Genomic DNA, 13,881 nt, shown 5'->3' on the forward strand with positions numbered 1-13,881 from the left:
CCTCAATTCGTTTTCAACTGCCTTACATGCGCCCGCCTATGCGTAACCTCGCGGCCACCTTTGGGTTTCCTGCTTTTTTTGCGTTTGCCCAGCCATATAATAAAGCCTGTTACGGGTAAACTGGCGCATATTAAACTTGCTAAAAAAGCAATGATCTTACTGGTTAACCCGAATATTTGACCTACGTGTATATCGTAGTTCATTTCGTTGAGCTTTAAGCCCAGGCTCTTTTTGGTTTGGGGGAGGCCTTTTAAGATTTTGCCCGTATACTTATCAAAATCGTACGAATCACTGTTGGCAAAGTGAAGGCTTTTAGCATAGGCGCCTGTTGAAATGTGGCCTGATGCCGCTTCATCCTCATAAAAAGTATACATTTCCGCATTGGGCGAAAGTGTACGCAACTGATGATAAGCACGGTCGATAACAGGTTTGCCTGTTATGGGCAGGTCTCTTTTCAGCGAGTCGGATTTTGGCTCATCTTTTTCAATAGCATAGCTTTTGCCCATGTTCCCGGCAAGGTAAATGCCGTCGCTCATCCATTCAAAGGCTATCGCCAACCCTGTAATAGCCAAAATAATGGCTATACTGAGCGAGTAAAAGCCCAACACGTTATGCAAATCGTAGTTTACCCTGCGCCAGCGGCCACCCCATTTAATGGTGAAGCTGCGTTTGCGGTCGCTTTTGCGTTTGGGCCACCACAGCACTACGCCCGTTATCATGATCACCACGAAAATAATTACCGATATGCCTACCACCAGCTGCCCTATATTGGCAGGCAGAAGCAGGTATAGGTGAATGTATTCAACAATTATGAAGAAGTCTTTAAACATATCCTGATCGTGCAAGATCTTGCCATTGTAGGGGTTGATATAAAGCACATTGGTACCCGTTTTGCTGTTCATGTATAACAAAGCAGGACGGTCAACACCGGCATAAGCGAGATAACCGGTTTTAAAGGTGGGTTTATGTTTAGCGGCAATGCCTTTTAATACCGATGGCTCCAGGTAAGGCTTTTGCTGAACCTGCACATGGCGGTGCGAATAAAGGGCGTCCTGAATTTCATCCTGAAAGCAAAATATACAGCCTGTAATACTAACAATAAATACCACGATGCCCGAGATAAAGCCAAGCCAGCGGTGTAAAAAAAGAATGGTTTTCTTAAACTTTGTCAATGGAACAATTTTGAAAGTTATTTAGACTGAATATCAATAGCTTTCAAAAGTAATTCATAATGCCTAATCGACCAAATTATTTAAAATAATTCTAAACAAGGTTTTGCGGGAATACGCTGGTTATTATATGTCGATGATCTCTTTTTTCTTTTTGGTCTTCAATCGTTTAGGCAAAAACTCCAGTATCTCGTTCTTCAATGCCTCTATCATACGGCGTTTCAAAAAGTTGCGCTGTATCACAATGCTCACCTCGCGCGCTGGTTCGGGCGATTTAAAATAGCGCACCTTATCCAGTTGTTTATCGCTCAGGTCGGTAAGGGCAAGTTCCGGCAGTATGGTTGCGCCGTTGTTTTGATCAACCATACGTTTCAGCGTTTCCACGCTGCCGGTATTATATTCAAAATGCAGGAAGCCTTTGGTTGATTTTCGTCGCTGACAAATGTTCAGCACCTGCTCGCGCATGCAATGCCCTTCGTTCAATACCCAAATTTCTTCCATATCGATATCTTCGGGCTGTATGGCTTTCTTTTTTGAGAGCTTACTGTTTTTGGATACATAGGCCACAAAGTTTTCATAAAACACCGGGATCTCCGTAAGGTTGGGTTCGTGCAGCGGGGTCGACATAATACCGCAATCTATCATCCCTAATTTTAACTGCTGGATGATCTGTTCGGTAGTTTGTTCCCATACCACCAGTTTTACCTGCGGATATTTTTCTATAAAGCTGCCGATTATTTTAGGCAATATGTAAGGTGATACGGTAGGAATGATGCCTACTTTCAACTCTCCGGCCAAGTCTTTTTGCCTGTCGCTGATAATCTCCTTTATCTTTTCACTTTCGCCAAGCAGCACACGGGCTTGTGCAATTACCTCGGTGCCAATTTCGGTAGGGGTTACCGGCTGCTTACTGCGGTCGAAAAGTTTAACACCCAGGTTATCCTCCAGCTTTTGCACCTGCATACTTAAGGTGGGCTGGGTAACAAAACATTTTTCGGCTGCCGTTACAAAACTGCGGTAGGTATCAACGGCTACTATATATTCAAGCTGCGTTATTGTCATATAGATATTTTCTATGTAAATATAAGAAAATATTCATTTCTTCTATCTTCTGTTTAGATGTGAGATTTGAGACATTAGATTTGAGATGGAGAAATCACGTAATACATAAAAAGGCGCCATATTACAGCGCCTTTTTATGTCTCATATCTCAAATCTCACATCTAATTTCTACTCCACGGTTACCGATTTTGCCAGGTTACGTGGCTGATCGACATTGCAACCACGCATTACAGCAATATGGTAAGCCAATAATTGCAATGGGATAGTGGCCAACAGCGGCACAAAAGCTTCGCCGGTTTGCGGTATCTCAATTACATAATCGGCCATGTCGCGCACTTCGGTATCACCTTCGGTTACGATAGCTATAACATGACCGCCACGGGCTTTTACTTCCTGAATGTTACTGATCACCTTTTCGTACGATGAATGTTTGGTAGCGATAAACACCACCGGCATAGCATCGTCAATAAGGGCGATAGGGCCATGCTTCATTTCGGCAGCAGGATAGCCCTCGGCGTGGATGTAGGAGATTTCCTTTAGTTTTAAAGCCCCCTCAAGCGCTACCGGGAACGAACTGCCGCGACCTAAGAACAGGCAGTTATTGCTATCCTTAAATTTGGCGGCTATCTCTTTAACATGATCGTTTGATTTTAAAGCGCGTTCAACCAGTGCCGGTATTTCATCCAGCTCGGTTAAATATTCGATGAGTTTGCTTTGGGTAATGGCTCCACGTTTTTGCGCTATGTAAAACGCGATAAGCGTTAACACCGTAACCTGGGCTGTAAAGGCTTTGGTTGATGCCACACCAATTTCGGGCCCGGCATGGGTATAAACTCCCGCATGTGTAGTACGCGGAATAGAAGCGCCCACCACGTTGCAAATACCGAATATGGTAGCGCCTTTTTCTTTCGCCAGTTCAATGGCTGCCATCGTATCAGCCGTTTCACCGGATTGCGAGATGGCGATCACCAGGTCTTTTTCGGTAATGATAGGGTTGCGATAGCGGAACTCGGAAGCGTATTCTACCTCAACCGATACACGGGCATATTCTTCAATCAAATATTCGCCAACCAAACCGGCATGCCACGATGTGCCGCAGGCCACAATAATAATGCGGTCTACGTTCTTTAATTTCTCAATATATTCCTTTATACCGCCCAGCTGTACTTTGCCCTGCTGCGGGTAAATACGGCCACGCAGGCAATCGCGAATGGAACGTGGCTGTTCGTAGATCTCCTTTAACATAAAGTGATCGTAGCCGCCTTTTTCAAGCATTTCCAGCTTAAGGTCAAGTTCCTGTATGTACGGGGTTTGAATGGTGTTATCTATGTTCTTTACCAGCAATTCTTCGCGGGTAATGAAGGCTATCTCGTTATCGTTAAGATAAATTACGTTTTTGGTGTACTCAACAATAGGCGTAGCATCCGATGCTACAAAATATTCACCTTTACCAACACCGATCACCATAGGGCTGCCTTTACGGGCGGCAATCAGCAAATCTGGCTCATCCTGACTCATAATTACAATAGCATACGCGCCGATAACGGTATTCAATGCTACACGCACGGCTTCGCGCAGTTCGAGCCCGGTTTCTTTTTGAATGTCCTCAACTAAATGGATTAATACCTCGGTATCGGTATCGCTCAAAAATATGTGACCTTTGGCTATCAGCGTTTCTTTAATTACGCCGTAATTTTCAATAATACCATTATGGATGATGGTTAATTTGCGGTTGCCTGATGAGTGAGGGTGCGAGTTGCGGTCGCTTGGGGCGCCATGGGTAGCCCAACGGGTATGGCCCATGCCAACAGTGCTTTTCAGCGGAAGTTGTTTAACAAAATCTTCGAGTACGCTTACCTTGCCGGCTTTTTTGTAAACCTTAAGGTCTTTATCAAGTAGCGCAATACCTGCACTGTCATAACCACGATACTCTAACCTGTGAAGGCCTTTAATTATTATAGGGTAGGCTTCCCTGTAACCAATGTAACCTACAATTCCGCACATAATTTTTATTTATAATTTTTTGAACAAATGTATCAGCTTTTACAATAAAGTAAACGCTAAGTGCATCAATAAAATTATTAAATAAAAAAGCCCCTTTTTTGAAGGGGCTGTATGTTATTTTACTTTGGTATAAATTATATTGAGTTTAACCCGATAGGCCGAGTTTTTACCGGCAAATATAGTTCGGGCACCGGTTTGGGCTGTACCTAATATATCGGAAGCAGTAGTTTCAACACTGCTATATATGTCAGCTCCAGCTGTAAGGTATGTGCCATAATCTTTTGTTTTGCCGCTTAGCAAATTTTGCACATACGTAGTTACCAAAAAATGATATTCATTAGCTGTAGGAGAGCCGTAAAAACCGCCGAATAGTTGATAATAAATTGCTGACGCAGCCGACGCGTCTTCTAATAATACCGGCTGATTGGCGATATCGTGTTTGTATAATATTATTCTTGGCAAAGGTGCATAAGTGGTAAACGTGCCCGGAACAGGTGTAACAACCAGTTCGGCCCTGTTGATAATGATATCATTAACAGGCAGGTTTTTAAGCCCCGGGAAAGTGATTTTGGTTTTTAAACCTGAGCCTCCTTGTAAATAACCAACCGCGTTGCTTGTTGTAGTATTAGCTAAGGCAGTTTGCACTTCGGTAGTGTAAGTATGCTTTATTTCGGCAGTGTGGCCGCTTATAGGTAATGATACAACGGAAGTGTCAATAGTTGAACCATTGGTAACTTTAATATAAAGGTCTACAGAGGCGGAGTCGTCAAGTGCAAGCATGAATGTACCGCCGGGCCCTGTTGATTGTGCCCTGTCAAGCGTTACATACAGGCCTTTAATAAAATTCCGGAATGCGGTATTAGATGCCAGGTTGCTTGGTGCATCAGTAAAAAAGTTTGAACTAAAGAAATCAGTACTTAAAGGGATGCGTAATTGTGGTGCAACTTTCTTTATGGTGTCTGTTGCTCCTGTTACAATATCAATTATTCTTAAAGAATCGTGTGTTCTCGATACAAAAGTTTTACTTCCCAATAACTCGGCTTTATGTTTCCATTGTTTGGCGCTGTAGTATGTTATAGCCAAGGGCCTTTCATCTAATTGATGAACGTTAACCTTGTAGGTTGATAATAGCGAATCGCCATAAAAACCCGAAGCGTATTTCATCTTTAGTATTGCTGAATCGATAACGATAGTTCCTGTTGGCACGGTATAGGCCACAAATCCGGGTAGGTTAAGATCAGTGATCACGTTGGCTTCAGTATTACCAATAACCGGATCGTTAAAGTTTGATAGCGGTGTGCGTGTCAGAGCCGTGGTAATTACCGAATCGGCGCGTACTGTATTTACAGTAACGGTACTATCGGTTACCAGTGTACCTGTAAGCTGATTTGATTCATCAACACCTAACCCGATATTGTCCGGGTTTTTGCAACCATTTAAAATAAAAAGACTTATTAACAGGGTCAATAAGTCTAATCTGAAAAATTTCATATATACAATTAAAGCTTATACAATTTAAACTACTTGTGCCATTTCTTCGCTGGCAATTTCGTCGTAAAAATTGTAATAATTTTCTACATCCTGTGTAGAATTGTAATCTAAAACGGGTTTATTGCTGTTTTTAACATTATTTAACACTTCAGCGTCAATGTTTTCAGCACCCAGTACAATACCATCCGAGTAGTGAATAGCGCCTGCGTACAGTGATGAATTAGTGCCCGGTTTATACACTTCAGTGTGTGCCTCGGTCATATCGTTCATTACCGCTTTTTGCGCGAAATCGGCATTCATTTGCTCTTTAAACTCGTTTTCGTAAATAGAGTAAACTATTTTAGAGTTTTTAAAAGTAGGATCGTCCTTGTACGTGGTTTTTAAATAAGCAGGCACTAAAGCGCTCATCCAGCCGTGGCAATGGATCATGTCAGGCGCCCAGCCTAATTTTTTAACCGTTTCAAGCGCGCCCTTGCAAAAGAAGATCATGCGCTCATCGTTATCGGCGTAAAATTTACCGTCTTTGTCGTTAAAGACGTGTTTGCGTTGAAAATACTCTTCATTATCTAAAAAGTACACTTGCATGCGAGCAGCGGGTATCGAAGCTACCTTTATGATCAGGGGATTGTCATTATCATTAATTATGATATTCATACCCGACAAACGTATTACCTCATGAAGGCGGTTCCTGCGCTCGTTGATATTACCGAAACGTGGCATCAGGATACGGATCTCGTAACCCTTATCCTGCATAGCTTGCGGAAGCTGGCGTACTATTTCAGAAATTTTTGTGAGTTCAAGGAAAGGCGACATTTCATGAGAAATAAACAAAAGCTTAGATTTACCCATCATTAAATCAGAATTAATATGTTAAGATGTCAAAAAAAATTGAGTTTGCAAATATAAGCATTTATATATGAACAATCAACGAATTGTGCAAGTAACTTTTGGATATATTTATATTATTCCCCAACTTCGCCCCATTTTTTAACCCCAGCCACCGTGAAAGTTTTCACCACCAAAACAGCCATAGGGCAATACATACAGCAATTACGCAACCAGGGCAAAACCATTGGCTTTGTGCCAACTATGGGCGCTTTACACTTGGGGCACCTCTCGCTTATAGCGCAGGCGCAACAACATTGTGACATTGTGGTATGCAGCATATTCGTTAATCCTACGCAGTTTAACGACCCTAAAGACCTTGAAAAATACCCGCGGCCTATAGCCGCTGATATAGCCAAACTGGAGCAGGCCGGCTGTGATGCCTTGTTTAACCCCGAGGTAAGCGAGATGTATGACGGTAATGAGCAATGGCATTTAGATATTGGCCCCTTAGAACATTTACTGGAAGGTAAGTACCGCCCCGGCCATTACCAGGGTGTAACGCAGGTGGTAAATAAGCTGTTCACTATAGTGCAGCCGGATATGGCATTCTTCGGGCAAAAAGATTATCAGCAAATTATGGTGGTTAACCGTATGATCAGCCTGCTGAAACTGCCGGTGAAGCTCATTATGTGCCCTATAGAACGCGAAGCCGATGGTTTGGCCATGAGCTCGCGCAATATTCACCTTACGGCCGATGACCGCGCGCATTCGCTGGTACTATCAAAAACGTTGAACGCGGTAAAGCAGAATTACAGCAACGATAACATCGCCATATTAAAAGCCGAAGCTGAAGATTTGATAAGCGATGAACCGGGTGTAGAGCTTGATTATTTTGAGCTGGCCGACGGCGAAACTTTGCTGCCCGCTGATGAAACTACCACGAGTGTGATAGCGCTGGTTGCTGCCAAGGTTGGCAAAACCAGGCTGATAGATAATATGATCATTCGACAGGTAGTTTAGATGTAATGGCATTAATTATCAGCGCTTTTAGTGAGCAATATTCTGAAACAAAAAGCGCCTCAATCTCTTTACAATATAGCTACAAATGGGGTGTATTATGTGCTATGAACCATGTATTAAATATTCATAACTTTGCGCCATGATTATTGAGGTATTAAAATCCAAAATTCATAGGGCCAGGGTAACTCAGGCAGAACTGAATTACGTAGGCAGTATCACTATTGATGAGGATTTGATGGATGCGGCAAATATTATTGCCAACGAGAAAGTGCAGATAGTTAATAATAATAACGGTGCAAGGTTTGAAACTTACGTAATACGCGGCGAGCGTGGCACAGGCACCATTTGCCTTAACGGCGCTACCGCAAGGCTGGCACAGGTGGGTGATATAGTGATCATCATGTCGTACGGTTATATGGAAACGGCCGAAGCCCGCGTCTACGAGCCGCTACTGGTATTCCCCGATCCTGATAATAAGCTGATCAAATAAGGGCTGCCCTTTTCTCTTCAAAAAAGAATTTCATACTTTTTATATAAGCACCGCTAACCGGCGGTGCTTGCTTTTTTACGCCCTGTTTCAGGCTAATACAATTGCGCTTGATGTTAAATTTAACACGGCGTTTTTGCCCGAAAGCATATCTTTGCGTTATTACAAAAATTAATGATGCACCTAACCTCCCGCAACACATCAGGTTTAATAAAAACGATCGTCACTCTTTTTCTTGTTTTTTCAACCGTTTCCTCATTCGCCCAAAGGCAAAATATCTACTTTTTAAAAAATGATGGCCGGTTTGTTAATAGTAAAGACAGCGCCGATTGTATCCGCATAGTTTCGGAGCCCGATTCGGGTACTGTACTTTATAACGTTGCCGACTTTTATAAAGACGGAAAACGAAAGTTAGTTGGCAAGTCGGCCACAATTGAAAGCTTTAAACCGGAGGGGATTGTTATTTTGTATTACAACAATGGCAACCGCAAAGCGGTAAACAACTATGCAAACGGTTTGCTTAATGGCGAGTGTATTGAATATTACCCTAATGGCAAGGTGTATACTATTAAAAAACACCGTGAGGGAAATAACGTTGGCATTGGCCGGGTAACCGAATATGATATTGTGGCCTGCCGCGATTCGGCCGGCAAAATATTGGCTGCCGATGGCAACGGATATTACGTTGGTTACGACGACGATTTCAAGTACATTGCAGAAGAAGGTAACGTGATAAACGGCAAATACGACGGCACCTGGAAAGGCGAGGATAAGCTTATTAAAGTAAAGTTTACCGAGCATTATGAAAACGGCGTAATGAAAAAGGGCGAATCGACAGATTCGTTAGGGATTATTCGCACCTATCAAAACAGGATTGTACATCCTCAATTCAAAGGCGGCATGCAGGGGCTATATAAATACCTGGCCAATAATCTTCAATATCCGAATGAAGCCCGGAGGAACGATATTTCAGGCACTGTTATTTTAAAATTTGTTGTTAAAAAGGATGGGACGTTGAAGGACATTGCTGTTTTTAAATCAGTACATAATTTGCTTGATAAAGAGGCTATAAGGGTATTGTCAAAAACGGATGAGTGGATACCCGGTTACAAGTGCGGCCTGCTGGTAAATGTAAAGTTTATGCTGCCGGTAAAGTTTGCTTTGCAATAACATAAATCCATTACATTATTTGCTGTAAAAAGCGCCTGTAAAGTCTGCAATTTGTAAGCTTTAAACATGTGTTTAAAAAGAAAATGGCAAATTCAAAAAAAAACTGCAAAATGTTCTCACAAACTGTATCTTTGCACCCCGACAAGAAGATACCGAATTGCGGAATGCTTAACGCTCAGTTTCGGACATTTTAAGTTGGCATTCCCGCATCAGGCAGCTCTCTTGATTTAAATAAGAACTATGCCCAAAAATACTTCCATCAAATCGGTACTAATTATTGGTTCAGGCCCCATCATTATTGGTCAGGCTTGCGAATTTGATTATGCTGGCTCCCAGGCCGCTCTTTCTTTAAAAGAAGAAGGTATATCGGTAACCATTATCAACAGCAACCCCGCCACCATCATGACGGATAAGGTTATTGCCGACAATGTATACCTGCTGCCGCTTGAATGCGAAAGCATAGAAAAGATATTGCAGGAACAAAAGATTGATGCCGTACTGCCTACCATGGGTGGCCAAACTGCATTAAACCTTTGTATCGCCGCCGACGAGCAAGGCATTTGGAAAAAATACGGAGTTGATATTATAGGGGTTGATATTGCCGCTATAGAAAAAACCGAGAACCGCGAAGCCTTCCGCCAGTTAATGGTTGATATCGGCGTAGGGGTAGCCACCTCAAAAATTGCCAACTCGTTTTTAGAAGGTAAAGAAGCCGCGCAGGACATCGGTTTCCCGCTGGTAATTCGCCCAAGCTATACTCTGGGTGGTAAAGGCGCTGGCTTTGTACATAAAAAAGAAGATTTTGACGCCGCTTTAAGTCGCGGTTTACAAGCATCGCCAACCCACGAGGTTTTGGTGGAGCAAGCTGTTTTAGGCTGGAAAGAATATGAGCTGGAGTTGCTGCGCGATAGCCGCGATAACGTGATCATCATTTGCTCTATCGAAAACTTCGACCCGATGGGTATCCACACCGGCGACTCGATCACCGTGGCCCCGGCCATGACCCTGAGCGACCGTTGCTACCAGGATATGCGTAACCAGGCCATCAAAATGATGCGTGCCATCGGTAACTTCGCGGGTGGTTGTAACGTTCAGTTTTCGGTTAACCCTGCCGATGAAAAGATCATCGCTATCGAGATCAATCCACGCGTATCGCGTTCATCAGCACTGGCATCAAAAGCAACAGGTTACCCGATCGCCAAAATTGCTGCCAAGCTGGCCATAGGTTACAACCTTGATGAAATTGAAAATCAGATCACCAAAACAACTTCGGCTTACTTTGAGCCAACGCTTGATTATGTGATCGTAAAGATACCTCGCTGGAACTTTGATAAATTTAAGGGCGCTAACAAAGAGCTTGGCCTGCAAATGAAATCGGTAGGTGAGGTAATGGGTATAGGCCGTACATTCATCGAAGCGCTTCAAAAAGCATGTCAGAGTTTAGAGATTGGCCGCGCAGGCTTAGGTGCCGATGGCAGACAAAGCCGCAACTTAGAAGAAATTATGCACAGCCTTGAACACCCAAGCTGGGACAGGCTGTTCCATATATACGATGCCCTTAGCCTGGGTGTGCCGATTGAATCGGTACGTAAGGCTACCAAAATTGACCGCTGGTTCCTGAACCAAATACAGGAAGTAGTGTTTATGGAAACCGAGCTTCGTCGTTATTCACTGAATAACATCCCGGCCGATTTCCTTTTCAACCTTAAACAAAAAGGTTTCTCTGACGCGCAAATCGCTTACGTATTAACCAACGTTACCGAAGAAGACGTTTACCAGCGCCGCAAGGAACTGGGCATAAAACGTGTATACAAAATGGTTGATACCTGCGCTGCTGAGTTCCCGGCTAAAACGCCGTACTACTACTCAACTTACGAGGGCGAGAACGAATCGATAGTATCTGATAAAAAGAAGATCATCGTATTAGGCTCGGGCCCTAACCGTATAGGCCAGGGTATTGAGTTTGATTACAGCTGTGTACACGGCTTACTTGCCGCTAAAGAATCGGGCTTTGAGGCCATCATGGTTAACTGTAACCCTGAAACCGTATCAACCGACTTTAACATGGCCGATAAGCTGTACTTTGAGCCAGTTTTCTGGGAGCATGTACGCGAGATCATTGAGCTGGAGCAGCCTTATGGTGTAATTGTTCAGCTGGGTGGCCAAACCGCCCTTAAAATGGCCGAGAAAATGCACGAGCACGGCATCCGCATTATTGGTACTTCGTTTACCGATATGGATATCGCCGAAGACCGCGGCCGTTTCTCTGATCTGTTGAAAGAACTGGATATTCCTTACCCTAAATATGGCGTTGCCGAAAGTGCCGAAGAAGCGCTTGAAGTGGCTCACCACGTAGGTTACCCGGTACTTGTTCGCCCAAGTTATGTATTAGGCGGCCAGGGCATGAGCATCGTAATCAACGATGAAGACCTTGAAAAAGCGGTAGTAAGCTTATTAAAGAACCTGCCGGGCAACCGTGTACTGATAGATCACTTCCTTGACAGGGCCTCTGAAGCCGAGTCGGATTCTATCAGCGATGGTGATGATGTGCACATTGTTGGTTTGATGGAACACATTGAGCCTGCCGGTATCCACTCAGGTGATTCTTACGCGGTGTTGCCTCCGTTCGACCTGTCGGACAATGTGATTGAGCAAATGGAAACCTATACCAAAAAGATTGCTACGGCGTTAAATGTTAGAGGTTTACTGAATATACAGTTTGCTATAAAAGAAGAAAAAGTATATGTAATAGAAGCCAACCCGCGTGCATCACGTACGGTGCCTTTTATTGCCAAGGCTTATGATGTGCCTTACATCAACATAGCTGCTAAAGTTATGCTGGGCGCTAATAAGCTGAAAGATTTTGATATAGTACGTAAACTAAAAGGATACGCCATAAAAGAACCTGTGTTCTCTTATGATAAATTCCCGGAAGTAGCCAAAGAGCTTGGCCCGGAAATGAAATCGACCGGCGAGGCTATCCGCTTTATACCTAACCTGCAAGATCCATACTTCAGGCATCTGTATAAAGAAAAGTCGATGTATTTAAGTAAGTAATGAGTTTGTATAGAGAGAGTTGGGTGTAGTGATTGTAGGATTTGTTCTTTAATTAATGAATAATAATCAGCTGTTTTTGCTAAAAAACGTTGACCCGGATGATTTCGGGCGCGTTTTACTAAAGGTTGAAAGATCATTTGGCATTAAGTTTTGCCAGGACGATCTGGGTTCGGTAAGAACCTTTGGCAACCTGTGCGATGTGATCCATAACAAGATTAAACAAGAGCATAGCGATACCTGCACCACGCAGCAGGCTTTTTATAAACTCCGTAACGCCATTATGGCCGCAACGGGACTGGACAGGGGCGATATTACTATACAAACATCCCTCAAAGATATTTTCCCTGAAAACGAAAGACTCCAGCTGATCGGTACTATCGAGGCAGATATGGGTCTTTCGTTAAGGGTATTGCAACCCAAACAAACTACTATTTACGCCCTTGCAGGCATATTCGCGCTATCAATAGCGGCATTGTTTTTCAATACGCTGATAGCTGCCGGTTTAATGCTGGTTTTCGCGATAGGAGCGTTTATGGCAGGCAAGTTTGGTAAAGAGCTCCGCATTAATACCCTTGGCCAACTGGCCGAAAAAATTGCCCGCGAACATTTTCTGAAATGCAAACGCGAAACCGCATCCGTTAACCGTAAAGAGATCAACCATAAAGTACAGCAATTATTTGCTGACGATCTTTATGTTGATGCGTCGGTATTAACGGCTGATGCCCGTTTTTAATTAATAGCGGGAAAGCTTAAGGTAAAATATTTTTAATCTGCTGTAGCATAAGGCGCCGGTAAAGCGTCATGATGTGAAAGTAGATTAAAATGAAACATACCTTATTAACCCTCACATTAATTATTGGCACCATTGTAAGTGCCTTCGCGCAAAACGATAAGCTATTTAAACATAACGGCGAAACAATTGACGGCAACATAGTACGCGTAGCCGAATACACCATTGTGTTTAAGTACGTAAATGAAGATGCCGAACAAACCGTTAGCAAATACGCGGTTGAAAAAATAGTTTACGGCAAAAGCGGCCGCACCGAAAAAATAAGCGACAAAGTAACCGTAACCGGCAAAGCCGACTGGGAGAAAGTAGTACTGCTGGAAGACAAAAGCGAGATAGCAGGCCTTACCAAAGGCGGCGACGTGCGCGGCAAAACAGCATTCATCAATTTCCACACCGGTAACTCGGGCGATAAATCGGCAGAGAAGAAGCTAAAGCAGGCCGCTGCCGAACTCGGCTGCCAATTTGTATACGTTACCAGCGAAAAGGCCACCAACGCCAACAACGACTCCTTAGGCGGCAACCAGGATATAAAGAAGGGATTGGCTTATAAGTATTAAGTTACTCGCGCTACGTCGACTCACCCCGACATCGCTGCGCTCGTCACCTCTCTCTCCGCAAGCGGAAAGAAGGGGTTTGTTTTTGGGGTTTTCTTCCAAGCCCTCTTTGCGGCAAAGCCGGAGAGAGGGCGGTCCAGCGAAGCGTAGACCGGGTGAGTTGACTATGCGTTTTGTATTATAGGTCTACCATAATTCCAAACTTTAATCAAAAAGATTTTTTTCAAGCTGTTCTCTTATACTTTTCCA

General features: G+C 43.5%; 11 protein-coding genes. 6 read left to right on the top strand and 5 right to left on the bottom strand.

Annotation, left to right across the window (positions count from 1 at the left end):
- Nucleotides 1-2: 2 nt before the first annotated feature.
- From AC07NA_RS13890 to AC07NA_RS13910, 5 genes are all read right to left on the bottom strand, one after another.
- Nucleotides 3-1,172, bottom strand: a complete 1,170-nt coding sequence (locus AC07NA_RS13890; RefSeq protein WP_494898145.1) for a PepSY-associated TM helix domain-containing protein — start codon at nt 1,170-1,172, stop codon at nt 3-5.
- A gap of 123 nt (nt 1,173-1,295) precedes the next feature.
- Nucleotides 1,296-2,231 carry a hydrogen peroxide-inducible genes activator gene (locus AC07NA_RS13895; protein WP_494898147.1) on the bottom strand — a complete coding sequence of 312 codons (936 nt, stop codon included), beginning with the start codon at nt 2,229-2,231 and terminating at the stop codon, nt 1,296-1,298.
- A gap of 168 nt (nt 2,232-2,399) precedes the next feature.
- Nucleotides 2,400-4,235, bottom strand: a complete 1,836-nt coding sequence (gene glmS / locus AC07NA_RS13900; protein ID WP_494898148.1) for a glutamine--fructose-6-phosphate transaminase (isomerizing) — start codon at nt 4,233-4,235, stop codon at nt 2,400-2,402.
- Nucleotides 4,236-4,349: 114 nt separating this feature from the next.
- A complete protein-coding gene (locus tag AC07NA_RS13905) occupies nt 4,350-5,726 on the bottom strand; it encodes a DUF4270 domain-containing protein (protein ID WP_494898149.1) in 1,377 nt (458 codons plus the stop codon).
- A 24-nt stretch (nt 5,727-5,750) separates the two neighbouring features.
- Nucleotides 5,751-6,575, bottom strand: coding sequence for a glycogen/starch synthase (locus AC07NA_RS13910; protein WP_345211765.1), 825 nt, complete (start codon nt 6,573-6,575; stop codon nt 5,751-5,753).
- A gap of 153 nt (nt 6,576-6,728) precedes the next feature.
- On the opposite strand from AC07NA_RS13910, the gene panC reads away from it, so the two are divergent.
- The 6 genes from panC (at nt 6,729) to AC07NA_RS13940 (ending at nt 13,635) form a co-directional block, all read left to right on the top strand.
- Nucleotides 6,729-7,574, top strand: coding sequence for a pantoate--beta-alanine ligase (gene panC / locus AC07NA_RS13915; RefSeq protein WP_494898151.1), 846 nt, complete (start codon nt 6,729-6,731; stop codon nt 7,572-7,574).
- A gap of 139 nt (nt 7,575-7,713) precedes the next feature.
- Nucleotides 7,714-8,064 carry an aspartate 1-decarboxylase gene (gene panD, locus AC07NA_RS13920; protein WP_494898152.1) on the top strand — a complete coding sequence of 117 codons (351 nt, stop codon included), beginning with the start codon at nt 7,714-7,716 and terminating at the stop codon, nt 8,062-8,064.
- Between the two features lie 171 nt (nt 8,065-8,235).
- On the top strand, nt 8,236-9,231 hold the full coding sequence (locus AC07NA_RS13925; RefSeq protein WP_494898153.1) for a TonB family protein: 996 nt from the start codon (nt 8,236-8,238) through the stop codon (nt 9,229-9,231).
- Nucleotides 9,232-9,471: 240 nt separating this feature from the next.
- Entirely contained in the window at nt 9,472-12,288 is a 2,817-nt protein-coding gene (gene carB / locus AC07NA_RS13930; protein WP_494898154.1) for a carbamoyl-phosphate synthase large subunit, read from the top strand.
- Between the two features lie 55 nt (nt 12,289-12,343).
- Nucleotides 12,344-13,021 (top strand): hypothetical protein, encoded by a 678-nt coding sequence (locus AC07NA_RS13935; RefSeq protein WP_494898155.1) that lies wholly within the window; start codon nt 12,344-12,346, stop codon nt 13,019-13,021.
- An 89-nt stretch (nt 13,022-13,110) separates the two neighbouring features.
- Entirely contained in the window at nt 13,111-13,635 is a 525-nt protein-coding gene (locus tag AC07NA_RS13940) for a hypothetical protein (RefSeq protein ID WP_494898156.1), read from the top strand.
- Nucleotides 13,636-13,881: the final 246 nt, after the last annotated feature.

The organism is Mucilaginibacter sp. GW821-FHT07G05, assembly GCF_059418565.1.

Coding starts and splice junctions, on each gene's coding strand:
- AC07NA_RS13895 (WP_494898147.1), bottom strand. CDS start 2,231: ATGACAATAACGCAGCTTGAATATATAGTAGCCGTTGATACCTACCGC.
- glmS (WP_494898148.1), bottom strand. CDS start 4,235: ATGTGCGGAATTGTAGGTTACATTGGTTACAGGGAAGCCTACCCTATA.
- AC07NA_RS13905 (WP_494898149.1), bottom strand. CDS start 5,726: ATGAAATTTTTCAGATTAGACTTATTGACCCTGTTAATAAGTCTTTTT.
- AC07NA_RS13910 (WP_345211765.1), bottom strand. CDS start 6,575: ATGGGTAAATCTAAGCTTTTGTTTATTTCTCATGAAATGTCGCCTTTC.
- panD (WP_494898152.1), top strand. CDS start 7,714: ATGATTATTGAGGTATTAAAATCCAAAATTCATAGGGCCAGGGTAACT.
- AC07NA_RS13925 (WP_494898153.1), top strand. CDS start 8,236: ATGATGCACCTAACCTCCCGCAACACATCAGGTTTAATAAAAACGATC.
- carB (WP_494898154.1), top strand. CDS start 9,472: ATGCCCAAAAATACTTCCATCAAATCGGTACTAATTATTGGTTCAGGC.
- AC07NA_RS13935 (WP_494898155.1), top strand. CDS start 12,344: ATGAATAATAATCAGCTGTTTTTGCTAAAAAACGTTGACCCGGATGAT.
- AC07NA_RS13940 (WP_494898156.1), top strand. CDS start 13,111: ATGAAACATACCTTATTAACCCTCACATTAATTATTGGCACCATTGTA.